At 64.1% G+C, this 22842-nt stretch carries 25 protein-coding genes and 1 pseudogene; 13 read left to right on the top strand and 13 right to left on the bottom strand.

What is annotated here, in order from left to right; translation table 11 throughout:
- Positions 1-47: 47 nt before the first annotated feature.
- A pseudogene (locus FXB40_RS48760) lies at positions 48-1636 on the top strand (DUF5682 family protein).
- Positions 1633-2814 (top strand): VWA domain-containing protein, encoded by a 1182-nt coding sequence (locus FXB40_RS33150; protein ID WP_148776488.1) that lies wholly within the window; start codon positions 1633-1635, stop codon positions 2812-2814. The pseudogene FXB40_RS48760 and the gene FXB40_RS33150 overlap by 4 nt, the downstream one beginning before the upstream one ends.
- A gap of 15 nt (positions 2815-2829) precedes the next feature.
- Here the strand turns inward: FXB40_RS33150 and FXB40_RS33145 are convergent, their stop codons facing one another.
- The gene (locus tag FXB40_RS33145) at positions 2830-3723 is read right to left on the bottom strand and encodes a LysR family transcriptional regulator (protein ID WP_148776486.1); all 894 of its coding nucleotides are present in this window, start codon (positions 3721-3723) and stop codon (positions 2830-2832) included.
- Positions 3724-3816: 93 nt separating this feature from the next.
- On the opposite strand from FXB40_RS33145, the gene FXB40_RS33140 reads away from it, so the two are divergent.
- The gene (locus FXB40_RS33140) at positions 3817-4689 is read left to right on the top strand and encodes a bifunctional helix-turn-helix transcriptional regulator/GNAT family N-acetyltransferase (protein WP_148776484.1); all 873 of its coding nucleotides are present in this window, start codon (positions 3817-3819) and stop codon (positions 4687-4689) included.
- A gap of 55 nt (positions 4690-4744) precedes the next feature.
- Positions 4745-5131, top strand: a complete 387-nt coding sequence (locus FXB40_RS33135; protein WP_148776482.1) for an ester cyclase — start codon at positions 4745-4747, stop codon at positions 5129-5131.
- A gap of 18 nt (positions 5132-5149) precedes the next feature.
- Here the strand turns inward: FXB40_RS33135 and FXB40_RS33130 are convergent, their stop codons facing one another.
- From FXB40_RS33130 to FXB40_RS33120, 3 genes are all read right to left on the bottom strand, one after another.
- Complete coding sequence (locus tag FXB40_RS33130; protein WP_148776480.1) at positions 5150-6370, bottom strand: MFS transporter; 1221 nt, start codon at positions 6368-6370, stop codon at positions 5150-5152.
- Positions 6371-6638: 268 nt separating this feature from the next.
- The gene (locus tag FXB40_RS33125; protein ID WP_148776493.1) at positions 6639-7214 is read right to left on the bottom strand and encodes a DUF308 domain-containing protein; all 576 of its coding nucleotides are present in this window, start codon (positions 7212-7214) and stop codon (positions 6639-6641) included.
- 101 nt (positions 7215-7315) lie between these two features.
- Positions 7316-7900: a TetR/AcrR family transcriptional regulator gene (locus tag FXB40_RS33120; RefSeq protein WP_148776478.1), complete on the bottom strand. Its 585-nt coding sequence runs from the start codon at positions 7898-7900 to the stop codon at positions 7316-7318.
- Between the two features lie 77 nt (positions 7901-7977).
- On the opposite strand from FXB40_RS33120, the gene FXB40_RS33115 reads away from it, so the two are divergent.
- Positions 7978-8475, top strand: coding sequence for a peptide deformylase (locus tag FXB40_RS33115; protein WP_148776476.1), 498 nt, complete (start codon positions 7978-7980; stop codon positions 8473-8475).
- A 6-nt stretch (positions 8476-8481) separates the two neighbouring features.
- Here FXB40_RS33115 and FXB40_RS33110 read toward each other — a convergent pair whose 3' ends face one another.
- Positions 8482-8844, bottom strand: coding sequence for an ArsR/SmtB family transcription factor (locus FXB40_RS33110; RefSeq protein WP_148776474.1), 363 nt, complete (start codon positions 8842-8844; stop codon positions 8482-8484).
- Positions 8844-9506, bottom strand: a complete 663-nt coding sequence (locus FXB40_RS33105; RefSeq protein ID WP_148776472.1) for an SRPBCC family protein — start codon at positions 9504-9506, stop codon at positions 8844-8846. Before FXB40_RS33105 ends, FXB40_RS33110 begins: the two co-directional genes overlap by 1 nt.
- 349 nt (positions 9507-9855) lie before the next feature.
- On the opposite strand from FXB40_RS33105, the gene FXB40_RS33100 reads away from it, so the two are divergent.
- The 5 genes from FXB40_RS33100 (at position 9856) to FXB40_RS33080 (ending at position 12198) form a co-directional block, all read left to right on the top strand.
- Positions 9856-10050: a hypothetical protein gene (locus FXB40_RS33100; protein ID WP_148776470.1), complete on the top strand. Its 195-nt coding sequence runs from the start codon at positions 9856-9858 to the stop codon at positions 10048-10050.
- Positions 10051-10342: 292 nt separating this feature from the next.
- Positions 10343-10489 (top strand): hypothetical protein, encoded by a 147-nt coding sequence (locus FXB40_RS33095; RefSeq protein WP_246208120.1) that lies wholly within the window; start codon positions 10343-10345, stop codon positions 10487-10489.
- A 24-nt stretch (positions 10490-10513) separates the two neighbouring features.
- The gene (locus FXB40_RS33090) at positions 10514-11023 is read left to right on the top strand and encodes a GFA family protein (protein WP_148776468.1); all 510 of its coding nucleotides are present in this window, start codon (positions 10514-10516) and stop codon (positions 11021-11023) included.
- Positions 11024-11222: 199 nt separating this feature from the next.
- Entirely contained in the window at positions 11223-11636 is a 414-nt protein-coding gene (locus FXB40_RS33085; protein WP_148776492.1) for a GFA family protein, read from the top strand.
- A 73-nt stretch (positions 11637-11709) separates the two neighbouring features.
- Entirely contained in the window at positions 11710-12198 is a 489-nt protein-coding gene (locus FXB40_RS33080; protein ID WP_148776466.1) for a hypothetical protein, read from the top strand.
- A 22-nt stretch (positions 12199-12220) separates the two neighbouring features.
- Here FXB40_RS33080 and FXB40_RS33075 read toward each other — a convergent pair whose 3' ends face one another.
- From FXB40_RS33075 to FXB40_RS33050, 6 genes are all read right to left on the bottom strand, one after another.
- A complete protein-coding gene (locus FXB40_RS33075; protein ID WP_148776464.1) occupies positions 12221-13102 on the bottom strand; it encodes an AraC family transcriptional regulator in 882 nt (293 codons plus the stop codon).
- A 200-nt stretch (positions 13103-13302) separates the two neighbouring features.
- Complete coding sequence (locus tag FXB40_RS33070; protein WP_148776462.1) at positions 13303-14556, bottom strand: serine hydrolase domain-containing protein; 1254 nt, start codon at positions 14554-14556, stop codon at positions 13303-13305.
- An 89-nt stretch (positions 14557-14645) separates the two neighbouring features.
- Entirely contained in the window at positions 14646-14888 is a 243-nt protein-coding gene (locus FXB40_RS33065) for a type II toxin-antitoxin system Phd/YefM family antitoxin (protein WP_148776460.1), read from the bottom strand.
- A 222-nt stretch (positions 14889-15110) separates the two neighbouring features.
- Positions 15111-17333, bottom strand: a complete 2223-nt coding sequence (locus FXB40_RS33060; RefSeq protein WP_246208119.1) for a hypothetical protein — start codon at positions 17331-17333, stop codon at positions 15111-15113.
- A gap of 147 nt (positions 17334-17480) precedes the next feature.
- Complete coding sequence (locus FXB40_RS33055) at positions 17481-17777, bottom strand: hypothetical protein (RefSeq protein WP_148776455.1); 297 nt, start codon at positions 17775-17777, stop codon at positions 17481-17483.
- A 222-nt stretch (positions 17778-17999) separates the two neighbouring features.
- Positions 18000-18962, bottom strand: a complete 963-nt coding sequence (locus FXB40_RS33050; protein ID WP_187437316.1) for an AraC family transcriptional regulator — start codon at positions 18960-18962, stop codon at positions 18000-18002.
- Positions 18963-19178: 216 nt separating this feature from the next.
- Between FXB40_RS33050 and FXB40_RS33045 the strand changes: the two genes are divergently transcribed.
- On the top strand, positions 19179-19949 hold the full coding sequence (locus tag FXB40_RS33045; RefSeq protein WP_148776451.1) for an alpha/beta fold hydrolase: 771 nt from the start codon (positions 19179-19181) through the stop codon (positions 19947-19949).
- Positions 19950-20044: 95 nt separating this feature from the next.
- Here the strand turns inward: FXB40_RS33045 and FXB40_RS33040 are convergent, their stop codons facing one another.
- The gene (locus FXB40_RS33040; protein ID WP_148776449.1) at positions 20045-20941 is read right to left on the bottom strand and encodes a LysR family transcriptional regulator; all 897 of its coding nucleotides are present in this window, start codon (positions 20939-20941) and stop codon (positions 20045-20047) included.
- A gap of 266 nt (positions 20942-21207) precedes the next feature.
- Here FXB40_RS33040 and FXB40_RS33035 point away from each other — a divergent pair, with 266 nt between their 5' ends.
- Positions 21208-21942, top strand: a complete 735-nt coding sequence (locus FXB40_RS33035) for an SDR family NAD(P)-dependent oxidoreductase (protein ID WP_148776490.1) — start codon at positions 21208-21210, stop codon at positions 21940-21942.
- Positions 21943-21958: 16 nt separating this feature from the next.
- Positions 21959-22552 carry an NADPH-dependent F420 reductase gene (locus FXB40_RS33030; RefSeq protein ID WP_246208117.1) on the top strand — a complete coding sequence of 198 codons (594 nt, stop codon included), beginning with the start codon at positions 21959-21961 and terminating at the stop codon, positions 22550-22552.
- Positions 22553-22842 lie beyond the last annotated feature (290 nt).

Below are 22842 nucleotides of genomic sequence, written 5' to 3'. Positions count from 1 at the left end.
CCAAGGACTGCGATGGCGCCGTTGCGGTCGTCTGCGGCGCCTGGCACGTGCCCGCGCTCGCCGAACACCGCAGCCTTGCAGCGGACCGCGAATTGCTCAAGGGCCGGCCGAAGACGAAGATCAAGGCAACCTGGGCGCCGTGGACCGCGCCGCGCCTGTCCCGCGCGAGCGGCTATGGCGCAGGCGTGGTCGCGCCCGGCTGGTGCGCGCACCTCTGGGAGACGCGCGAGGGCGACCGCACGGCGATCTGGCTCGCCAAGGTGAGCCGCGTGCTGCGCGATCGCGGCCATTTCGTCTCGACCGCCTCGGTGATCGAGGCGCAGCGGCTCGGCACTGCGCTCGCCGCGCTGCGCGGCCGCCCTGCGCCGGGATTCGCAGAGCTCCGCGAAGCGGCCATCGCATGCCTCTGCAACGGCGAGCGCGCGCTGTGGAACGATATCGCCGCCGAACTCCTGGTCGGCGCGGGTGTCGGCGCAATTCCAGCGGCGACACCGCTTGCGCCGCTGCTCGAAGACCTTCAGCGCCAGCAGAGGCGACACGCCTCAAGCCGGAAGCGCTGGAGCGACCGCTGACGCTCGATCTGCGCAGCGAGAGCGGGCTGATGCGCTCGACGCTGCTGCATCGCCTGAATGCGCTCGACGTGCCCTGGGGACGCCTGACCGATGCCGGCCGCAGCCGTGGCACCTTTCGCGAGAACTGGCAGTTGCGCTGGGAACCTGAATTCGCCGTGCGCCTGGTCGAGAACCTGCTCTACGGCTCGACGATTGCGGAGGCCGCCGCCGGCCGCCTGATCGAGGCGATGGGCAAGGAGGCCGGGCTCGGTGCGCTGGCGAGCCTCGTGCGCGACGCCATGATCGCCGATCTGGCGCGCGCCACCGAATCCGGGATCGCGGCTCTGGAGACCAAGGCAGCGCTCACCAGCGATGGCGAGGCTTTGCTCGGCGCGTTACCGCCGATGGCCGACATCCTGCGCTATGGCGAGGCGCGCGCCGGCACGGTCGAACATCTTGCCGCGCTGATGCCGCGCATCGTGGTGCAGGCGGCCCTCGCCCTGCCCTACACCGCGCGCAATCTCGACGCGGCCGCCGCGGCCAAGCTGCGCGGGGCGATCGTCGCGGCCGATGCCGCGATTCAACTCGCCCAGCTCGATGGCGACATCGTCACCACATGGCGCGACGTGCTGTCAGCCCTGTTGCACGATGACCAGGCGACCCGACTGATCGCGGGCACCGCCGCGCGGCTGCTCTACGAAGCCGAGCTGCTCGCCGCCGATCGCGCCGCCGAACTCATGGCGCGGATGCTGTCGCCCGGCACGCCGGTCGCGGAGGCCGCCGGCTTCTTTGAGGGTTTCTTTGACGGCGCGGGCCAACGGCTGATCCATGATGCGGCGCTGCGCGGTGCGGTGGATGCGTGGCTGATGGCGCTCGACGAGGATGGCTTCACCGCCAACCTCCCGCTGTTTCGCCGCGTGTTCTCGGCGCTCGATCGCACCGAGCGTCGGCGCCTGATGGACGCGTTGTTTGCACGCCACTCTGGCGGTGCCAAAGGATACCGTCTGGTTGCGGACGCGGCCGCGATCTGGCCGGCGCATCAGGCACGCGTCATCGAACTCCTCACATCGGGAGCGGCGCGATGAACGAGAGCGACGAGCGCAGCCGCCGCTGGACGCTTGCCCTCGGCGCAGATGCCGAAGGAGCCGGGAACGGCCCAACCCTGTCCGACAGCGACCGCCGCATATCCGAGGCGCTGACCGCGCTCTACGGCAACGGCGACGAGGCACCGAAGAAAGGCCGCGGCGGGCTTGGCGGTTCGGCGCCGCGCGTCGCGAAATGGCTTGGCGATATCAGGGAGTTGTTCCCTTCACCCGTGGTGCAGGTGATTCAGAAGGACGCATTCGAGCGCAAGGGCCTGCGCCAGATGCTGCTCGAGCCCGAATTCCTCGCGACCGTCGAAGCCGATGTGAACCTGATCGCCGATCTGGTCGCGCTGCGCGGCGTGATGCCGGAGAAGACCAGGGACACCGCACGGATCGTCATCGCCAAGGTGGTGGCCGAGCTGATGGAGCGGCTCGAGCGCCGGACCGCGGACGCCGTTCGCGGCTCTTTGAACCGCTCGCTGCGCACCAACCGCCCGCGCTTTGCTGACATCGACTGGCCGCGCACGATCAAGGCCAATCTCCGCCATTACCAGCCGGCGCATCGCACAGTGGTGCCAGAACGGCTGATCGGCTTCCTGCGCCAGCAGCGTCGCATCGTCGATCTGGAGGAAGTCATCCTGTGCGTCGACCAGTCGGGATCGATGGCGACCTCTGTCGTCTATGCCTCGATCTTCGCGGCGGTGATGGCCTCGCTTCCGGTGGTCGCGACCAAGCTCGTTTGCTTCGACACCGCAATCGTGGATCTGACCGAGGAGCTCGCCGATCCGGTCGAGGTGTTGTTCGGCGTCCAGCTCGGCGGGGGCACCGATATCAACCGCGCCGTCGCCTATTGCGAGGACCGCATCGAGCGGCCGGCAAAGGTGCATCTGATCCTGATCACCGACCTCTATGAGGGCGGCGATGCCGATGCGCTGGTCGACCGGCTAGGACGGCTCGCTACGCGCGGAATCAACGTGATCGTCTTGCTGGCGCTGACCGATACCGGCCGGCCGTCCTATAACCCCGTGCTCTCGGCCAAGGTCGCAAGCCTCGGCATTCCCGTCTTTGCCTGCACGCCGGACCAGTTTCCGGACCTGATGGCAACCGCGTTAAAGCGTGAGGACGTTGCCGGTTGGGCTGCCGACCAGGATATCAAGCTGATCCGGCCCGAAGGCTGAATGCTTCGAGTCCGGCTAGAGTTTCGCCTCGCCGAAGATGCGACCGATCCAGTCAAGGAAGACGCGCAAGCGCAGCGTCAGCTGGCGGTTCTGCGGATACAGCGCCGATAGCGGCGTCGGCGTCGGCGGATGGTTCGGCAGCACCTCGACCAGCGCGCCGCTGGCGAGGTCATCCGCAAAACGATAGCGCGGGGCCTGCACCAGGCCGAAGCCGAGCCGTGCCAGATCCGCCATCGTGTCGGAATTGTTCACCCTGATCCGGCTCGGCAGCACGATCTCGCGCAACGCACCGTTGACAGAAAATTCCAGCGGCAGCACGTCGCCGGTTCGCGACGAGATGAAGCCGACCATCTGGTGGCCGTCGAGCGCATCCGGCGACGCGGGCGCGCCACGCGCGGCGAGATAGGCGGGGCTTGCAACCGTCACTTCCGCAACCGAGCCGAGACGGCGCTGGATCATGCCGCTGTCTTCGGGCTCGCCAGAGCGGATGACGCAGTCGACGCCCTCGCGCACGAGATCGACGAGGCGATCGCCCTGCCCGATCTGCAGCTCGATCAGCGGATAGCGTGCCAGGAATTCGGGCAGTTTCGGGAGAATGAAGGTGCGCGTCAGCAGCGGATGCGCATCGAACCGCAACAGCCCGCGCGGCTGGGCGTCGCGCATCGCGCTCTCCGCCTCCTCCACCTCCGCCAGGATCGCGACACAGCGGCGATAATATTCCTCGCCATCGAGCGTCGGCGTGACATGCCGCGTGGTGCGTTCGAGCAGGCGCACGCCGAGATGGGCCTCGAGGCCGCGCAGGACTTCGCTTGCGGTGGAACGCGGCAGACCGAGGTCGGCAGCAGCAGCCGTGAAGCTGCGCCTTTCCACGAGGCGGACGAACAGGCGCATGGTCTCGAAGCGGTCCATGGCCCGATTGTTCAACATAGCCGACAGATGATGGCAAGAGCCGCCATCCCCGCGACGATTGACGGCGGATTTATCTCTGACTAAAGTCAGGTAATGCTCGATCCCGTCTCCCGCGTCCGCCGCTTCAACCGTGCCGTGACCTCCGCCGTCGGCGCCCTCGATCATTCATTCCTCGGGCGCGGCCGGCCGCTGGGCGCGGCGCGCGTGCTCAATGCGATCGGACATGGACGCTTCGATGTCGGCGAGGTCCGCGACTATCTCGGTCTCGATTCCGGGCTGATGAGCCGGCTGTTGCGCAGCCTGGAGGACGAGGGCCTGATCGAGACGCAAGCGCATGGGGACGATGCGCGGCGCCGCGTGGCCAGCCTGACCCGTGCCGGCAAGCGCGAATTCGCGGCCTATGAGGCGCTGTCGAATACGCAGGCCGAGAGCTTTCTCGCCCGCAATGCGCAAGTCGAGGCGCTGCTCGCGGCGATGGATCTGGTTGCGTCCGCGCTGACGCGCGACCGTATCGCGCTCGCCGAGATGGATCCGCGCAGCGACGAGGCGCGCTATTGCCTGAGAGAATATTACGCCGAGCTCGGCCGCCGTTTCAAACAGGGCTTTGACGTCTCGCTGTCGCGCGACCCCGATGCCAAGGATATGCGCCGGCCGCGCGGCAGCTTCATCGTCGCGATGTCGGACACGCTGCCGATCGGCTGCGTCGGCCTGAAGGGAACGGAGCACGGCTACGCCGAGATCAAGCGACTGTGGGTCGCGCCGTCCGCGCGCGGATTGGGCCTCGGCAAGCGCCTGATGGATGCCGCCGAGAATGCCGCACGCACACTCGGCATCGCGCTGCTGCGGCTCGACACCAACAGCGCGCTGCCGGAAGCCGGCCAGCTCTACCGCACCACCGGCTGGCGCGAAATCCCGCGCTTCAACGACGATCCCTACCCGGACCTGTTCTTCGAGAAACGCCTGTGAGCGGCGCGTCGATTCCTCTGCTCCCGCGTTAGCTTCGGTACACAGGAGCATGGACATGACGCCAGCCGAACTCGCCAATATCTATCGCGACTACATCGCCTGCCTGAACCGCCAGGATTGGGCAACGCTCGGTCGGTTCGTGCACGACGAAGTCGTCCACAATGCGCGACCGCTCGGAGTTGCTGGCTATCGCGCGATGCTTGAGCAGGATTTTCGCGAGATACCGGACCTGCGCTTCAACATCGAGCTGCTGATTTCCGAGCCGCCGCGCATTGCCGCACGGCTGAGTTTTGATTGCACGCCGGTCGGCGCATTCCTGGGGCTGGCCGTGAACGGTCGGCGCGTGTCCTTTTGCGAGAACGTGTTCTACGAATTCGATGACAGAAAGATCCGGCAGGTGTGGTCGATCGTCGACAAGGCCGCGATCGAGGCGCAGCTCTGAGGCTGCGCCTCGATCAAATCACGCCGCCACCGGCGCCGGCTCGGCTTGCGGCTTGGGGAACGGCCGGAACGTCATCGCCATCAGGAACGCGCCGAGACCCATCGCCCAGGAGCCGATATAGAGCCAGGCATAGCTGGAGAACGCGTCGTAGATCATGCCGCCGGCGAGCGGGCCGGTCGCCATGCCGAGGCTGCCGGCCATCGCCGTGCCGCCGATCACGGTGCCCATCATCTTGAGCGGAAAGTTCTCGCGGATGATCACCGCATAGAGCGGCATGGTGCCGGCATAGATGAAGCCGAAGATCGTCGCGACCGCGTAGAAGGTCGTGAGCTCATGGGCGAAGACATAGGCGAGTGCGCCGAAGGCTTGCGCGAGCAGGCCCGAGACCAGCACGCGCTTGGCGCCGAGACGATCGCCCATCAGGCCGAAGGCGATGCGGCCGCCGAGACCTGCCAGTCCCTCGACGCTGTAGATCGTCACCGCCGCGATCAGCGGGATGCCGCAGCTCACGGCATAGCTGACGGTGTGGATGATCGGGCCGGAATGGGTGGCGCAGCAGAAGAAATTGGTGGCGAGCAGGATCAAAAATTGCGGCGAGCGCAGCGCTTCGCCCACCGTCATCTCGGATGGCGGGCCGCCCTGGCCGGCTGCCGCGACCGGCGGATGCGCCAGCGCCGGCGGACGGCGGACCAGCAGCGCGACCGGGATCATGATGACAGCGACGACCAGCGCCACGATCTGCATCGCGGTGCGCCAGTCATGGTTGGAGACGAGCCAGGCGGCGAACGGCGCCATCGTCATCGGCGCCACGCCCATGCCGGCCGACACCAGCGAGACCGCGAGGCCGCGATGGGTGTCGAACCAGCCTGTGACGGTCGCCATCATCGGCGCGAAGATCGCAGCGCACGAGGCGCCGACCAGCAGGCCGAACACGAACTGGAACACGATCAGCGAGGTCGCATGGCTCGCGGCGAACAGGCTCAGCGCCAGCACGATCGATCCCGTCAGCACCACCGGCAGCGGGCCGAACCTGTCGGTCAGCGTGCCCCACGCCATGCTGGTGAAGGCCATCGCCAGAAAGCCGATCGTCATCGCGCTGGAGATGCCGGTTACCGACCAGCCAGTGTCCTTAGCGATCGGCTGCAAGAACACCGGCAGCGAAAACATGCCGCCGATGGCGACACAGCCAAGCAATCCGCCAGCGGCGACGATCACCCAGCGATAAGAGGAACCAGTCATCTTTGTCTCCCGTCAGGTCTGTCTGGGTGGAAGACGAATGGGAATGGTGAAGGCCGACAGGATAACGTGATTATTTATTCCCCGCGAATTTTATGCTGCCACACCAAAACTGGCGAAAACAACCCCATGCACAGTAGCTGACCCTCGCGGGATCAATGACTTACGATGGCGGCGATAGGCGATGCCGGTGACTTGCGGTGACAAGCCGAAATTTGACACGTCGGGCAAAACACCGGCATGATGTCATCATCCCGCATACAGCATCGCATCACCCCTGCTGCATCCGCATGGCGCGCCGGCGCCAGTCGCTGACGGTGAGCCATACGGCCGAGACGAAGAAGTAGATCGCACCGACGCCGGCATAGCCCGCGACGTTCGCGATCGACGGCACCGCCGGCGTCAAGGCCTGTACGATGAAGAAGCCGCCCGCGAGCGCCGACTGACCGCCGCTGAGCACCATGGCCCATTGCGCGCCAAAACTTTTCCAGCGCCGGATCGCCGTTCCCAGCTGGAGCAAGCCGGACAGGATCGCCCATGCGCCGAACACGCCGAGCACCCAGTTCATGCTCGTTTGCAAGGCGACGATGACCGCGATGGTGGTCGCAAGGCTGACCACAACGTTCAGCGCCTGCGTGCGGTTCTGCGTGAGGCCGCCGCTACGCAAGGCGTCCACAAAATTGGCCGCGGCGTCCCATGCCGGATAGAGCACGAGCAAGGCGCCGCCGATCGCCGCGGACGATGGCGCGACGGCAAACGCCGCAACGACCCAGGCGACGGAGAATGCCGCGCGGAGGAAGTAGTATTGTTTGAGCCATTGCTCGCGATCGTCACGAACGAGATCCATTTGCGTCACGTCTTCACTCCTTTACCTACTAGTTGGTAGTCTTACGCACGGCAAGATGCCTTCACCCGACGCCTGCGGGTGCCGTTGTCGTCTCGCCGATGTCAGTGTTTCGTGGACAGCCGATCCAGCAGCGGAGCGGTGATCACACCGAACATCTTTGGATCGCCATAGGCGCGCGCCGACAGCATCGCGCCGTGAATGGTCGCCATGAATCCTTCGGCCTCGACCCGGGCCGTGCTGGAGAGTTTGAGTTGCCCCTTCCGCTTGCCGCGCTCCATCACCGACGTTAGCCAGGACGCCAGGAAACGGAAATGCGAGCGGACTTCGAGTGCCACCTCCTCCGGCAGGATCGGGAGCTCGCTGGCCAGCAGCGCACAGACGCAGAAGGGCGCCGTCGCATCGCCAATGCACGCTTCCCAATACCCGATATAGTTCTTGAGCTGCTCGCGAGGGTCCGGGATGTTGCGCTCGAGCGCCGCCAGTCCCGCCTCGGCCTCTTCGCGATAGCGCGACACCAGGGTACGAACGAGATCGACCTTGCTGGCGAAATGGTGGTGGATGCTCGGTTTGCGGATGCCGACGACTTCGGCGACGTCGGCATAACTGAAGCCGTTGTAGCCGCCCGCAATAATGAGCTTGCGGGCGCAAGCCAGAATGTCGTCGGCGGTCGAGGAAACGTTGGTCATGGAGGATAACTACCTTCCAGTTGGTAGATCGTCAAGAACGGGGTGCTTCACTCCCCCGTGAATGGTAGGAGCCTTCAATGACCATTCGCCCGATCGTTCGCTATCCCGACCGCCGCCTCGCGATGCCCGCCCGCCCCGTCACCGCCTTCGACGACGGCTTGCGCGAACTGGCAGCCGATCTGCTGGAGACGATGCTCGCCGCGCCCGGCATCGGCATCACCGCGCCGCATATCGGCGTGCCCCTGCGCGTCGTCGTGCTCGAGCTCGACGCCAGGATTGGCGCGCAGACCTACGTCAATCCAGCGATCGAATGGGCCTCGCCGGAGATGATCCTGCACAGGGAAGGCAGCGTCTCGATGCCCGGCGTCAATGACGAGGTACAGCGCCACGCGCGGGTGCGGATCAGCTATCACGATATCGACGGCGCGATGCACAGCGAGGAGTCGGATGGTTTGCGTGCTGTCTGCCACCAGCACGAGATCGATCAGCTCGACGGCGTGTTCTGGATCCAGCGGTTGTCGCGGCTCAAGCGCGAGCGGCTGGTGAAGAAGTATGAGAAGATGTCGAGGGATTGAACGGCCTCACGCCCTTTTCCCGCCCCGCTTGGTTATTGGCGCACGGCCCCGCTCGCGTTTGCCGCGCGCGATCTCGGTCGCCAGCGCATCGAGCTTCGGCTCCCAGAAATTTCGGAACTGGCCGATCCATGTATCCACCGCCCGAAGCCCCGCAGCGTCGACCGAATAGAGCCGTCTTTGCGCCTCCGCCCGAACCGTTGCAAAGCCACTCTCGCGCAGCACCTTGAGATGCTGCGACACGGCCGCCTGCGTGATCCCGTACTCGGCTCCGATCGCCTCGACGACCTCGCCGGACGCCATCTCGCCAGGCGCCAGCAGTTCGAGAATGCGGCGGCGTACGGGATCTGCGAGAACCTCGAAGACGCGCATCAGCTTCCTGTGCCCGGATGTGCGACGTCGGGCGGTATCTCGCCGCGATAGAAGGCGATAGTGCGATCCGAGCGCTGCTTCGCCGTGTCGGGATCGACCCCGCTTGCAACGTGCGCCGCGCGCCAATATTCGCCTGATGTCGTCATGAAGTCCTTGCCTGCGGGAGAGCCCATCCACGCCTCGGCCGTCTCATGGTCGACCGATGCCGCGGTCGCAAGATATCGCTCAAGTCCGGCAATGGCGAGGTCCCAACCGATCCCGACCGCGCCTGGACCGAACTGATTCCAATGATCCTCGATGATCGCGATATGCTCGAGCGTCAAACGCGCCTGATGTCGTTCTGCCGTCAGCTTAACGTCGATCCAGCTCACCGCGCCGCCGAACTCCCACGTCGCCGCAAAATGGGTCGGCGGCGTACACGCCGTGACCGTGCCGCCCGCATTCCCCTTGAGCTGGTATTTTCCGCCGAGCTGGAGGTCTCCATCGACCGGCAAGAACCAACGCGGAATGCGCTCCTTGCTGGTCACGGCGTCCCAGAGATCGTCAACGCTCGTGTCGTAAAGCCGCGTGAGTGTCACCGCACTGGCCGCCTTTCCGTCCTTCTCGAAACCCGTCACCGAACGCGCAACGAGCCCCAAGACCCTGGCAACGTCGATCTCCATCACGATCCTCCTTGTCGACGAGTACGGATGAATATCAGTCTACACTAATATAAGTCAACTCTTATATACGTATTGAACACCGGCGGCGATGCCTTCACTTGACGAACCCATCGCAAGGCTAGTCTATAAGATATTGATTTTGCGGTGAATTTTTCTCGATCTCTGAGTTTGGGCCAGCCATTTCGCATGCTATATTGCGGGCAATCGGTAAGATTGTCGGCTCGAATCCGTCTGGGTCCACCACCACTTGCGGGCTCATAGTTGACGGGAAAACAGCCCACTTTCATCTGCGCCGCTCCGCCCTTTGGGTAGGGGCGGCGTTTCTATCTCGATCACGCAGAGGCTAAAAATGCCCGTCAAAATCTTCTACGTTCAAGGAAACAAGAACATCATCGGTGTCGAAGCCGTAATCAACGATTGGCAAAAGGAAGTCGGCTCCAAAGCCTCTATTACACACCTATCGACAGCGGCCACTGAACACAAAGACGAAGCGACTGGCGCAATTGAAACGCGGTTGGTTGTGACCATCTGGTACGAAAAATAGGTCACGTGTCGCGGCGGGATTTTCGCACCCTAGGCTTCACCAAGGTCTTAAAGGACCGCTCCGCCCCCTTGGCAGTCTCAAACGCCGCTCCCCTTACAGGCTGAGCAGCGTCTTCATTACTCTGGTTTTTTCCACTGGACTTTGAGCCAATCTGCCAGGTTCTTGCCTGTGGCAGTCTTGCTGCCAGACGAGGCCCAATCTCATCGCGAATTTTTGGCGGCGCTCACGTCGTCGTCATGGCGCGGAGCTCGGCCAGGCCATCGTTGCGCATTCCGATGAGATCGAAGCGGCGTTGGCGACTTACGAAGCCGCGCTGTTTTCGCGCAGCCACTCGGCTGCAATCGGCGCGCATGAAATCCTGGAGCTCTGCCTCGGCGAACGCGCACCGTTCGGCCTGGTGGACTTCTTCACCGGAATGCGCGAGAGGATGTCGGAATGATCCATCCTCATGGTGATTGCCGACATGCCCCCTGCTCCCATCATGACTGCAACATGCGCCTGCGGTGCCGTTGAAGTCAGAGCGTTCGGCAAACCGATCGTCAGCGCCGTCTGCTATTGCGACGACTGCCAGAAAGGCGCAGGCGAGATCGAAGCGCTGCCGAATGCACCCGCCGTGCGCGATGGCGACGGTGGAACGGCCTATATGCTTTATCGCAGGGACCGGTTCGAATGCGCCAAAGGAGCCGAACGCCTGAAGCCTCATAAGCTCAAGGAGACGTCGCCAACCAACAGGGTTGTCGCGACGTGCTGCAATTCGGCGATGTTCGTGAATTTCGATCGCGGCCCGCACTGGATCTCGGCCTACCGGGCGCGATTTCACGGCGAGCTCCCGCCGCTGCAGGCGCGCATCTGCACCAAGTTCAAGCTGGATAGCGTTGTGCTCTCCAACGATGTGCCGAGCTACAAGAGCTATCCGCCAAGCTTCATCGTCAAGCTGCTCGCCTCGCGCATCGCGATGGCGCTGGGACGATGAGAGCGTCAAACGTAGAGCGGATTAGCGAAGCGTAATCCGCCCTACCCACTTGTTTCCCGAGGCCTCTGTCGGACCGGCCAGAAAAGCCGGCAACGGAGGCGACCGCATCGCCCGTGTCCTGGCGTCCAGGCTTGTGGAGAAATGCGCCCGGGGACGATATGATCGGTACCCGTTGGCATCCTCGTGGGAGGCTTTGGAAATGGATTTTTCCGGGCGCTGCGCCTGCGGCGCAGTTCGTTACACCATTGCCGCCGCACCGATCCGCGGCTTTCAATGCCAGTGCAGCGACTGCCAACGCGATACCGGGAGCGGCCACAGCTCCGTCTTTGTGTTCGCGCGCAACGCGGTCTCGGTGACCGGCGAGGTGCGCGAGATCGCACGCTTGGCTGACAGCGGCGCAGTCAAACGCAAGGGGTTTTGTCCAAACTGCGGCTCGCCGATCTACAACCAGCCGGACGAGAAGCCGGACTTTATCGGTATCTATGTCGGCACGCTGGACGATGCCAGCACCTTCAAGCCATCCATCGTCCTGTTCTGCTCGCGCGGTTACGACTGGGATCGTCTCGATCCCGAGATCCCCAAACTCCCGGAATGGCATTCGGGATCGAAATAGCTGGAGGCCGCGATCGCTTGAACCGAAGGCGCTGCGACGACGACCACACAAGGTTCGGCCTCAGGGGGTGAGCGTGGAAAAGGACCGCACCGGTGGAATGACAGCGATGGCTGTCCTCAACATCATCCTGGGCGGGATAGGCATCCTCAACGGGTTGTTCCTGCTCCTCGGCGCCCTCTATTTGATGTCCGAGCTATTGCGGATGGGCGCATTCTACATCCCGATAGCCCGCCTGGCGTTCTGTCTTCTGATTTTGGCAACGGGCGTGGTCGGGCTCATCGCAGGACTCGGAATATTCAGACTGCGCCCATGGGCGCGCGCATTGAGTCTCGCGTATGCCGGGCTGCTCATCCTTTCGTCCGTCGTTTCCTACCTTGCCGTCCCTATGATAGCTACGATTGGCACCTACGACATAGGCTCGATCAGTGCTGACGGGCTGATGCGACTGATTATATTTGGCGCAATATACGTCGCATTGCCCGTGCCCTATTCCGTTCTTTTGTGCGTCGTTTTCTACAAGCCCGCATGGAAGGCCACCTTTGCGAGAGGCCGGACGGCCTAACGCTCTGTTGCAGCAGCTCGCGCTATTTCAGCGGCAGAAAAACCTCTGCGACGGCCTCATGCTCCGGCACCTCCGGGAACAGGCTCAGCCGCTGGCAATAGATCGGGAAGTCGCGCGCTTCCTCGCCGCTGGCCGGAAGCCAGTCGCGATAGAGATAGAGCGCGGCGGGCTCCAGATTGTCGGTGAAGCCGACGACGCGCAGCACCGCGCAGCGTCCGCCGGGGATCTCGCCGGCCTTGATCTCTTCGCCATTCGCCTCGATCGGTTGGTCGGTCCCGACGCAAAGGTCGATGCTATATTCGTCCTGCTGCGCGGGACGCCCCTCGGAATGCCAGACGTTGAAGGTCGGGCTTGTCCTGGGGTGCAGGCCGGCGGCCCTGCGCCACGCGATAAACCGCCGGATCGTGTCACCAAGTGTCTCAGGGCTCCCCCGATGCTCCATGACCGCCACTCGCGTGGGGAGCACATCGCGGATCGTCACGTCGTCAGTGGTAAAGTTCTTCTGCATGAGCTTGCTCCTCGCATTGTCGAGAGGCCCGAAGGCCGCAAGCCACGGCTCCCAGTCCGGCGATTTCCGGAACGACGACGGCGATTGCCCGAACCGTTGCCGAAAGGCGCGGGCGAAGGCATCAGGTGCGTCGTAACCGGCATCCATCGCGATGTCGGTGACATCAAGAGCGTCATTGTAGGCCAGTTGATGCGACGCGCGCTTCATACGAGCCAGCTGGACATAGCGATGCACGGACAACCCGAAGGTCGCCATGAATTGCCGGTGGAAATGGAATTTCGAGAAGGCCGCGACAGCGCTTAAGCTGTCCAGGTCCAGATCCGCCTCGAGATGCCGGTCGATATGATCCAGCACCCGCCGCATCCGGGCCTGATAGTTTTGCAATGCCGCCGTCATCGTTCCTCCTCCGTGGCGGCTTGAGTTAGGCCGGGATGGCCGCGATGCGCTCGACCGATCTTGCGGTTTGGCACGCTGTCGTCGCCCGGCTCGACCGGGCGATCCAGTACGCCGTGGCTTCGCGGTTCAATCACGATCTTCTCTGGAATACTGGATCGCCCGATTAAATCGGGCGATGACAGCGAGTGTGTGGCGCGGCCCTACCCGCCCGCCATCAGCGCCTTCGCCAGCGCCATGTACGCCGGCAGCGTCACCGGATCGTTGGCGGCGTTGCCCGCCACCGGGTGCGATGCGTAGCGCGCGATCACCATCTCGGCCTTGGGATCGATATAGATGCCCTGGCCGTGAACTCCGCGCGCCATGTAGGCGCCGTGCGCATTGTGCGTGACCCACCATTGATTGCGATAGGACGCACCAGGCAGCGTGGTGTAGCCGGCCGGCTTGAATTTCTCGGGATCGCCGCCGCGGGCGATGTCCTCGACGACCTGAGACGGCACGATCTGGCGGCCGTTGAAGCGGCCAAAATTGCGGATGGTCTCGCCGAAGCGGGCGAGATCGCGCAAGCAGGTCGAGAGGCCGCCGCCGCCGCTCTCGGTGCCGATGCGATCGACGTGATAATGCGCGTCCTCCTCCGCGCCCATCGGCGCCCAGATCCGCGCGGAGAGCAGATCGGACGGCGTCATGCCGCTGGCGCGCCTGATGATCCAGGCCAGCACATCGGAATTGACGGTCTTGTAGGCAAAGGCCTTGCCGTGCTCGCCCTGCTTCTTCTGCGCAATGAGGAAATCGAAGATGTTGGTGGCGCCTTCATAGTCCGGCGGGATCGGCGCCATGCCGTTGGCGCGCCGCAAGCCCCACACGGCGGAATTTTTGTCGGTGTAGATTTCGGTGTAGGCGAGGCCCGTGGTCATATCCATGGCCTCGTGCACGCGCGCGTCGCCAAAAGCACTGCTCTTCAGCTCCGGCACATAGTCCGTGATCGGCGCCTGCGGATCGATCTTGCCTTCCGCGATCAAGATGCCGGCGAGCGTGCCAGTGAACGACTTCGTCACCGACATCGCGATATGCGGCTTGTGCGGCTTCAGCGCGCCGAAATAGCGCTCGTAGATCAGTCTGCCCCGATGCAGCACCGCGATGCCGTCAGTATACGTCTCCTCCAGCATGTTGGCGAAGGTCATGGGACGCCCGTCCATCGTGGTCGAGGCGACCGCGCCGATGTCCTGATCGGCGCGCGGCAGCGGCGACGCCGGCCCCGCTCCGCGCCAGACATTCACCGTCGGCACCAGCTGGCGGATGTTGCTCCAGGCCCAGCGCAACTCAGGGAAACTGCGGAACGAGCCGTTCTGGAAGGTAATGGTGCGGTCCGGCGCCGGCGGGAAGCCGCGCATCCAGCCGAGGGTTTCGGGGTCGGTGGAGGTGGCGGTTGCGGGTGGTTGCGTGGCGGCGACGGACATTGACACGAGCTCCGGAGGATGGAGCTCGTGTCGTAGCATGGGGCTATGCGACGGACATCTCGTGTTTGCGCCGGGGTGCTACGCGGCGGTCAGAATTCGGTCTTGCGTAACCTTGCACGATTTCGCGCCGGCAGATCGTCCACTCCCGCAGGCGCCCCCATTAGCAATCTGCCAAAGCCATAAACTTGCGACAACCGCCGCCACTCGTCGTAGCTCAAGACCACCGCCTGCTTTCCGCCGTCCCGAACGATCACGACGGGCTTCCCAGCAATGGCTTCGTCGACGACCTCTGAGAGGTTGGCCTTCGCGTCACGAAACTGAATTTCGCGCATAGCGCATCTTACTTTCGATCGCAGCGATGGGGCTCGCTGTGCCCATATCCATTCTACGCGCGATATCGTCCAACACTCAATACGTGCGGCAACTCCTAAAAAACCTCAAGCTGACAAAGTTCCGCGAACAGGCCGCAGTTCGAAGCAACGGCCGCGCTTACGACGACTTGGTCGTAGCTGCGGCCGTCGTCCATGACCCGGTCTCTCGGGTCGGCGCACGCGTTACGCCTTCCGCCCCGTCCGCTTCTTCGCCTTGGCCGCGCGCTTGCGTCCTGGTGCTGCGGCGCGCGTGGGTGCGCGTGGCGCTCGGCCGCCGGTGTCGGTGACGAGATCAGGGCGCAGCCGGGCGAGCTTGGCACGGTCCGGCAGCATGTCGGCAAAGCCGTCGATTACGCGCGGCGCAGTAGCACCGTCGCCGGCCACCGCCATCGCTGCGGGCGACGCGGTCTGGCTCAGCGCCTGCAGCCGCCGGCAGGCTTCGCCGAGGTGATAGGCCTCGCCGCCGAGCGCCACCCATTTGCCGACATCGGGATGCAGCACGAGATTGGCCGAGTGGTTGTCGCTCGCGCTGGTCGGATAGTCGACGAAGACGTCGATGCCCGACTGCACGCCGACCATCACGCCCTGGGCCGACCACGACACCGCGACGTCGACGCGGTAGCGGCCCGGCTTCTCGAAGGCAAAGCCCGCCGTGCTCCAGAACACTTTCGCCGAGGCCGTGACGCTCTCACCTGCCGCGAGCTCGGCCAGCTTGGCATGCTCGCACAGGATCACGTAGGGCCTGACCGGACGCTCGCGCCCCTCGGCGTCGGTGACGGTGATCGATGCGAACAGGGCCTCGGTGCCGACGTCGTTCGGCGCGCGCAGCGACACGCCGCTGTTGTTCGTCATCGTCCAGGTCAGATCCAGCGGCTGGCCGAGCGCGACGCGGTCGGTCGTGGCCGTGACCTCGAGCGCCAGCTCGGAAGCATCGAAATCGTGCCGGTCGGCGGCTTGCGGCGCGCCGGTCGGGAACCAGCTTGCGAACGGCCATCCGCCCGGACGAATGACGGGATCAGGCATGTGGTTGAGGTGATGACGCACGTTGGTGTTGTGCGCGAGGGCGATCTGGTCCGGGAACACGCCGGGCGCGCCGGTCGCGGGACCGCCGAGCACGTCGGCGACGCTCGGCGTCGTGGTCATGATCGAGTTGTCGGCCGCCGTCTCCTGCTCCTGGTGGATCTGGTTCAGGGTGTGCGTCAGCTCGTGGGTCGCGCTGCGCAGGAAGGCACGCGGCACGTCGCGCTGCTTCTTGTTCGCGGCAAGGCCGAAGTTCGAGGAGTCCGAGACGGGATAGCCGTCATCGGAGAAGCTGGCGCAGCCTTCGCGGGGAACGCCGATCGTATCGTACATGATGCCGCGCGAGCAGCCGAGCTTGGCGGGCACGACGATCATGTGCACGTGCCATTCGGTGTCGAGATTGGTCGCGGGATTGCGCACAGCGGTCATCAGCGCGTGCAGATCCGCCGAGCTCCAGCAATTGGTCGACACCACGCCTGATGGCACCGGGACGTTGAGCTGGTCCTGCACCACCTTCAACTGCCAGCCGGTTTTGGCGAACACCGTGTCGAAGAATTCCGTGCCGCCGGAGCCATCGGGCACCGGCGCAGGGCGGACAGCGCCGACCAGCGTATCGATCTCCAGCGTGGCGCGGCGGAAGAATTTTGAGACCCAGGCGAGGGTGACGCTGCCCTTGTCCACGCCGTTCTCGAACAGCCGGCCCTGGTAGAACGGCCCGCCGGTCAGGGAGAAGGGGAATGGCGCTGCCACCTTGCTGAGCTTCATCGTCACGGTGCGCGACGGCGTTGCCGGGAACGTGCCCTTGAACTGGCCGACCGGCGGCTGCGTGTAATTGAACTGATCGGCTGTGATAGTCAGCTCGCACTTCTTCGGGAACGGCACCGCGACCGGCGCGGACACGCTGGTCACCCTGAGATAGGAATGATAGCGCGCGCGGGGGAAGATCGGGATCCTCGGCCTGCGGATCGGGAACGGAATAGCCGGCTCATCGACCGCGCTGAGCGAACCGGCGAGGCTCGTCAGGCCTGCGTCTGCTGCTGCTTCATCTCCGTCCTTGTCCCCCACAGGCGGCAACGGATGGGGGATCGGACCAATCACCGGCCGCTTCGAATAGAGATCGCCGCTGACGATCAGATGGTCAGCGCCGCCGTCGGGCGCCGAGCGATCGACGCGCAGCGTGCCTTCGAACGACACGAGGCTGGCCGTCGGCCTGAAGTTGATCTGGTAGCAGCCTTCGCGGAAGTCGAGCTTGCATAGTCTGAACGGCGGAATGAGCTGCAGATCGGATGCGGCCGGCTGATCGCCGGACTCGTCATCGCTGATGCTGATCTGGCGCGATAGGGGGACCTGCGGCTTCATGGCAGGCTCGACCGATGCGCCGGTCATCTTCGCAAGGCTTCCACTGGATTCATGCTCTGAGCAATTGCACATGTCGTCTTCTCCTCGTTGGAATGGCGAGGCGATCGACGCGAGCATCGGGCTCGTTCGCGGGTACACCCCGCGTTATCCGGGTCAGCTGTGGCGTGCGCAGTCCTACGCGCGCCGATAGGTCACGACACAGCCCTCTGAATCCGTAAACTCAAATCGGTCGGCCTGCATTGAAATGTGATAGGTCACAAGTTCATCGTTCGCCGTCCCGACGACGAGTGTCTTCGAGTCCTCGAGACGGTAGATGCCCGCGTCCCACCACACCATACCCTGCCCTGCTCCGCGGACGCCGCGGTAGGTGCCGGTCGAGAAAGTGACGGTGGCGGGATATTTGTCCGCGCACGCAGCCGACGTGGCCTTGGTCCACGTACCAACCATGCTCTGTCCGTGTGTGTCAGCCATAGTGTCTCCATAGCGTTGATCGACCGGCGCAAGGCCGGTTGATGGCTATTTCAACATGTCGTTCTGGCGTGTGCAGCTTGTTTGAGGCCGTCGTGGTGGTATTCACCACGTACAATCACAACACGTATTCTATGGCAGGGTTGACGCGAGCGTGCGTGTGAAACGGATCACAGCGAGGGTGCGGCGATTGAGCACGGGGCGTAGGCACCAACTTGCGCGCGCTCAATCGGAGACTCTCTCTTTCGAACCGTGCAGTTGACCTTGGCTTCCATCGAGGCGCTGAACGGTCCGGTAGCGGCCGGGCGACAGGCCATGATGTCGATGAAACAGTTTTGAAAACGCTGCCGCCGTTTCGTAACCGACCCGGCTCGCAATCCGTGCGATGGGCTCTTCGCTGGTTTCGAGCAGGAACGCCGCTTCCGCCATCCGGCGTTCGATCACATAGCGATGCATGGACTGACCGACGAGCTTGGTGAAGCGGGCCGAAAATACCGAGCGGCCGAGCCCGACGCGATGGCCGAGGTCGCTGAGAGTCCAGGGCCGCTCCGGGTTTTCGTGGATCAATTTGAGCGCCGGTCCGATATGCGGGTCCGAGATGGCCCCGAGCCAGCCTCCTTGTCCGGGACTGAGCGACGCGATCCAGCTTCGGAGTACCTCGACAAACAGAACTTCCGTCAATCGTGAGAGCGCGACGCGCTGGCCGGGACGCTCGAGCGCGGACTCGCTCACCATGCGCCGCAGGATGGCTTCGAGCCAACCACCGTCCGCATTCGGCTTCAGCAGCAGCACGGGCGGAAGTAGCTCCAGCACGCTGCCAAACAGCGGCCGTGCGACGGTGAAATTGCCGCAGATCATGGTTGAGAGCGGCTTTGCACGGCCGCCGTGACGAACGACGCCAAGACGTGCCGACGATCGATCGAGGTCCACAATCTGCAACGGCTTGGCGCGGCGATCCGAATAAAACACATGGGGCTCGCCGCGCGTGATGACGACAAAATCGCCCTCGGTCATCTGGAGTTCTTGCCCCTGTTCGAGCGCGAGGGTCGCCGAACCGCGACTGAGATAGTGAAAGAGGGCATAGGGGCGCGCCGGCAGCGCCAGATTCCAGGGGTGGCCGAGCTCGAAATGGAAGAGCAGCGTCCCGCCGAGACGAACGCGATCGAGCACCTGGGCGAGGATGTCCATGCCGCCGAAGTTAGCCGGGTGGACGATCGGACACAACATCCGGACGATCGATCCCTATCGTCCGGAAAGTCCGCGGACTAGGTCATGTCGCGGCGGGCCGACGTCACGTTCGGCAACCATTTCGCCAACGGCGGATGGAAAAAACCGCGATCAACTGGAAACGCCTGTCCACTCCTCCGGACTTCATTTCGTCCGACATGCCAACAGGACCAATCAATGCGAAATCTTCTCCTCTCAGCTGCCACCGCACTCCTGGCCGGAACGACATTGGTCGGCTCCGCCCAATCCGCCGAACTGCCCAAGGGAGCGGCCCACAACATCGTGCTCGTGCACGGCGCTTTCGTGGACCAGACAAGCTGGCAGCCCGTTGCCGATATTCTCACGAAGAAAGGCTACCGCGTCACGCTGGTGGAAAATCCGCTCACCTCGCTCGCCGCCGACGTCGATGCCACCAAGCAGGCGCTCGCAAAGCAGGACGGCAAAACCGTTCTCGTCGGCCATTCATGGGGCGGTGTGGTGATCACGCAGGCCGGCAACGATCCCAAGGTTTCGGCGCTGGTCTATGTCTCCGCCTTCGCGCCCGAGGTCGGTGAATCCCTGGCGTCGCTGGCAAAGGCCGGCCCGCCGACCGAAGGCGGCAATGCGATCCATCCCGATGCGAAGGGCAATCTGTACATCGACCCGAAGGTGTTTCCGTCGGCCGTCGCGGCTGACCTTCCGCCGGAGATCGCCGCGCACCTCGCCAATTCGCAGCTTCCGTTGAATCACGTTGCGTTCGAGGCGCCCGTCGACGTCGCCGCCTGGCACGACAAGCCGACGTTCTATGTCATCAGCACCAAGGACAAGGTGCTCGCGCCCGAGGCCCAGAAGTTGTTCGCAGCGAGGATGAAGGCTCAGACGACGGAAGTCGCCGGCAGCCATGCCTCGCTCGTCGTGCATGCGAAGGAGGTCGCCGAGGTCATCGAGAAGGCGGCGCTCGCGAAGTGACGAACCTGCTCCCGGCGCTTTCGCGTCGGGAGCAACTTACGTTCGAGCAGCTTCCGACCGGATTACCGCAAGCATCGCCGGCGACCTGCCGCGCGTCAGTCGCGCGATATGGACAGCCCCGCGAGAAGTGGAGCGTAGGCGATGAGCCTGCGGGATACGAACTCCGTGAAGAGCCGCACACGCTTCGTCTTGCGTGTCTCCCCCTGTGTGAGAAGCCAGAGCGTTCCGTACATGTGCAGGTCGGTGCCCGGCACCCTCACCAGCAGGGGGTCGGCATCGCCAACGAAGCACGGCAGTGTCGTCATCCCGAGCCCTTGCCGTACGGCAACGATCTGCGCCCCGGCGTCCGTGACCCTGAACGGAACCTCGGCGGTGCGAACCTCACCCGCGCTGGCCCAATCCGGAATTCCATGAATGCTGATGACGATCCACCGGGTGGGATCAGGCGCGCCGCCGCGCCACGCGGCCAGTCTGTCGCGGGATATGTAGACGCCGCCGAACAGCTCCGGTCCCTTCAGGCCGTGAAGATTGGCCGGCAGGGTTTTGCGGTCGTAGACAACCCGGATCGCGACGTCGGCCTCTCTGTTGGTCAGATTTGCCAGCTCGCCGAACGACAGGATGTCCATCTCGATGTCCGGATGCAGACGCGCGAAATCGGCGAAGTCCGGCATGAGCAGGTGTGTCGCCAGCGGCGGCGCCAGCGTCACCCGCAGACGCCCGCGGACGCTCTGGTCGCGGCCAAAGACGCGCGTCTCAAGCTGATGCGACGACGCTTCCATCTGGTCCGCGAACTCGAGGACCTCCTCCCCCGCAGCCGTGAGGCGGTAGCCCGAAGGCAGCTTCTCGAACATGTGCACCCCGAGGCGTTCCTCGAGCTGGGCGACGCGTCGCAGCACGGTCGCGTGGTTCACACCGAGGCGCTCGGCGGCAGCCCGCACCGAGCCTCCGCGCGCGACGGCAAGAAAGTAGCGAACGTCATCCCAGTCGATCATGGTGCATTCCGGCACCGCCAGGGTGCGCCTTCCAAAGCCCGTATCCAACGCATCGAACAGCATCTCGTTTGTGGGTAGCGGCGGCAATCATAGCCCATGCCGACAAGCGCGGCCCAATCCTGAATGGCGGGAACCGATCCAACCGGATCGATTTCGCACCACCGATGTGCGCGCTTCTGCACTCAACGCCTGACGCCGGCAGACCCATCTCCAGGTTCTCGGGGACCTCCCCGAACGACCAAAGACGAAGTCTCAAAGGAGAAGTCATGGGAAAGCTGGACGGTAAGGTTGCAGTCATCACGGGCGGATCGAGCGGCATGGCGCTGGCGAGCGCCAGGCGGTTTGTCGAAGAAGGCGCCTATGTCTTCATCACGGGCCGAAGGCAGGAGGCGCTCGACGAGGCCGTCAGGCTGATTGGCCGGAACGTGACCGGCGTGCGCGGCGACGCGGCCAATCTCGGCGACCTCGACCGTCTGTTCGACACGGTCAAGCGGGACAAGGGCAGGATCGACGTCCTGTACGCGAGCGCCGGCATCGGCGAAGCCGTCGCACTTGGCGAGATCACCGAGCAGCATTTCGATGCGACCTTCGGCCTGAATACGCGCGGCACGCTGTTTACGGTTCAAAAGGCGCTGCCGCTGTTCAACGATGGCGGATCCATCTTCATGACCGGGTCGGTTGCGTCGGTGAAAGGTTTTCCCGGTTACGGCGTGTATGCGGCGAGCAAGGCGGCGCTGCGCTCGTTCGCACGCACGTGGCTCAACGAACTAAAGGGCAGGAATATCCGGGTGAACGTGCTGAGCCCGGGGCCGATCGCCACACCGATGCAGGACCAGGTTCTCACCGAGGAAGCGAAGCGGATGTTCGAATCCCTGATTCCCAGGGGAACGATGGGTCGTCCCGAGGAGATTGCCGCGGTCGCGCTGTTTCTCGCGTCAGACGATTCGAGCTTCGTGAATGGGGTGGAGTTGTCCGTCGACGGCGGCTTCTCGGCCATCTGAAAATCGGAGAAACATGATGAGCTATGCGATTATAGGATTCGGTAAGATAGGCCAGGCCCTCGCCCACGCCTTCGCCCGCAAGAACATCGACGTCACAGTCGCGAGCCGCCGGCCGCCCGAGGCGTTGGCGCCGCAGGCTCGGGCGATTGGCCCCACGGTTGTCGCCAAGTCGCTGCGGGACGCACTCGAGGCCCACACGATCATCCTAGCGGTCCCGTTCGGGGAACATCGCGAGGTTGCGAAGGCCCTGCCGAGCTGGAAAGGCAAGACGGTCATCGACGCGACGAACGGGTTTGGAGAAGAGCTGGACGGTCTTCTGTCCTCCGCCGTCGTCGCGAAGGCGTTCACCGGCGCCAGGCTCGTGAAAGGCTTCAATCACCTGGGTGCGGCCAAACTGGCTGCCGATCCGGTCGTCGAGGGCGGCCACCGGGTCGTCTTCCTGTCCAGCGACGACGAGGACGCGACCGCTCCCGTGGCGGCCTTGGCCAAGCAACTCGGCTTCGCACCCGTCAAGCTGGGCAAGCTCAACGAGGGTGGCGCGCTGGTGCACGCACGCGGCCGCATTTGGGGCCAGCTCATCTTCCAGGATGTGTTCAAGAAGGAGCAGTAATCGATCTATGATCGTGTGATCTGGCCCGAGAACCGGTCGCGCGCGCCAACTTCTTCGAGCAGCGCGCGACCGAATATTTGAAGGCCACAAGGTCGCGGAGGTTCGGGTGGGCCTGACGGCGCATGTCAATGACGAGGTCCAGCGTCACGCGCGCGTTCGGATTGGCTCTCGGAATCTCGACGGCAGCATGCAAAACGAGGAGTGAGAAGCCTCGCGCGCCCTTTCCTGGGCTCCCACAAGTGTCCTACCTGAAGCATGGGGAGTTTTATGCCTGTCTCTTATACACATCT

Source organism: Bradyrhizobium rifense (assembly GCF_008123425.1).
GTDB lineage: Bacteria > Pseudomonadota > Alphaproteobacteria > Rhizobiales > Xanthobacteraceae > Bradyrhizobium > Bradyrhizobium rifense.
Note: the sequence above shows the minus strand (reverse complement) of the source record. Positions and strands in the feature narration are given on the sequence as shown.

What these genes read in the sequence shown, in the direction of transcription:
- FXB40_RS33130 (WP_148776480.1), bottom strand. Translation starts at nt 6,370, where the DNA reads ATGACTGGTTCCTCTTATCGCTGGGTGATCGTCGCCGCTGGCGGATTG.
- FXB40_RS33075 (WP_148776464.1), bottom strand. Translation starts at nt 13,102, where the DNA reads ATGACGGCGGCATTGCAAAACTATCAGGCCCGGATGCGGCGGGTGCTG.
- FXB40_RS33035 (WP_148776490.1), top strand. Translation starts at nt 21,208, where the DNA reads ATGGGAAAGCTGGACGGTAAGGTTGCAGTCATCACGGGCGGATCGAGC.
- FXB40_RS33055 (WP_148776455.1), bottom strand. Translation starts at nt 17,777, where the DNA reads ATGGCTGACACACACGGACAGAGCATGGTTGGTACGTGGACCAAGGCC.
- FXB40_RS33060 (WP_246208119.1), bottom strand. Translation starts at nt 17,333, where the DNA reads ATGACCGGCGCATCGGTCGAGCCTGCCATGAAGCCGCAGGTCCCCCTA.
- FXB40_RS33090 (WP_148776468.1), top strand. Translation starts at nt 10,514, where the DNA reads ATGCCCCCTGCTCCCATCATGACTGCAACATGCGCCTGCGGTGCCGTT.
- FXB40_RS33125 (WP_148776493.1), bottom strand. Translation starts at nt 7,214, where the DNA reads ATGGATCTCGTTCGTGACGATCGCGAGCAATGGCTCAAACAATACTAC.
- FXB40_RS33105 (WP_148776472.1), bottom strand. Translation starts at nt 9,506, where the DNA reads ATGGAGATCGACGTTGCCAGGGTCTTGGGGCTCGTTGCGCGTTCGGTG.
- FXB40_RS33120 (WP_148776478.1), bottom strand. Translation starts at nt 7,900, where the DNA reads ATGACCAACGTTTCCTCGACCGCCGACGACATTCTGGCTTGCGCCCGC.
- FXB40_RS33065 (WP_148776460.1), bottom strand. Translation starts at nt 14,888, where the DNA reads ATGCGCGAAATTCAGTTTCGTGACGCGAAGGCCAACCTCTCAGAGGTC.
- FXB40_RS33110 (WP_148776474.1), bottom strand. Translation starts at nt 8,844, where the DNA reads ATGCGCGTCTTCGAGGTTCTCGCAGATCCCGTACGCCGCCGCATTCTC.
- FXB40_RS33070 (WP_148776462.1), bottom strand. Translation starts at nt 14,556, where the DNA reads ATGTCCGTCGCCGCCACGCAACCACCCGCAACCGCCACCTCCACCGAC.
- FXB40_RS33115 (WP_148776476.1), top strand. Translation starts at nt 7,978, where the DNA reads ATGACCATTCGCCCGATCGTTCGCTATCCCGACCGCCGCCTCGCGATG.
- FXB40_RS33030 (WP_246208117.1), top strand. Translation starts at nt 21,959, where the DNA reads ATGAGCTATGCGATTATAGGATTCGGTAAGATAGGCCAGGCCCTCGCC.
- FXB40_RS33045 (WP_148776451.1), top strand. Translation starts at nt 19,179, where the DNA reads ATGCGAAATCTTCTCCTCTCAGCTGCCACCGCACTCCTGGCCGGAACG.
- FXB40_RS33100 (WP_148776470.1), top strand. Translation starts at nt 9,856, where the DNA reads ATGCCCGTCAAAATCTTCTACGTTCAAGGAAACAAGAACATCATCGGT.
- FXB40_RS33040 (WP_148776449.1), bottom strand. Translation starts at nt 20,941, where the DNA reads ATGATCGACTGGGATGACGTTCGCTACTTTCTTGCCGTCGCGCGCGGA.
- FXB40_RS33135 (WP_148776482.1), top strand. Translation starts at nt 4,745, where the DNA reads ATGACGCCAGCCGAACTCGCCAATATCTATCGCGACTACATCGCCTGC.
- FXB40_RS33085 (WP_148776492.1), top strand. Translation starts at nt 11,223, where the DNA reads ATGGATTTTTCCGGGCGCTGCGCCTGCGGCGCAGTTCGTTACACCATT.
- FXB40_RS33140 (WP_148776484.1), top strand. Translation starts at nt 3,817, where the DNA reads ATGCTCGATCCCGTCTCCCGCGTCCGCCGCTTCAACCGTGCCGTGACC.
- FXB40_RS33145 (WP_148776486.1), bottom strand. Translation starts at nt 3,723, where the DNA reads ATGGACCGCTTCGAGACCATGCGCCTGTTCGTCCGCCTCGTGGAAAGG.
- FXB40_RS33150 (WP_148776488.1), top strand. Translation starts at nt 1,633, where the DNA reads ATGAACGAGAGCGACGAGCGCAGCCGCCGCTGGACGCTTGCCCTCGGC.
- FXB40_RS33050 (WP_187437316.1), bottom strand. Translation starts at nt 18,962, where the DNA reads ATGGACATCCTCGCCCAGGTGCTCGATCGCGTTCGTCTCGGCGGGACG.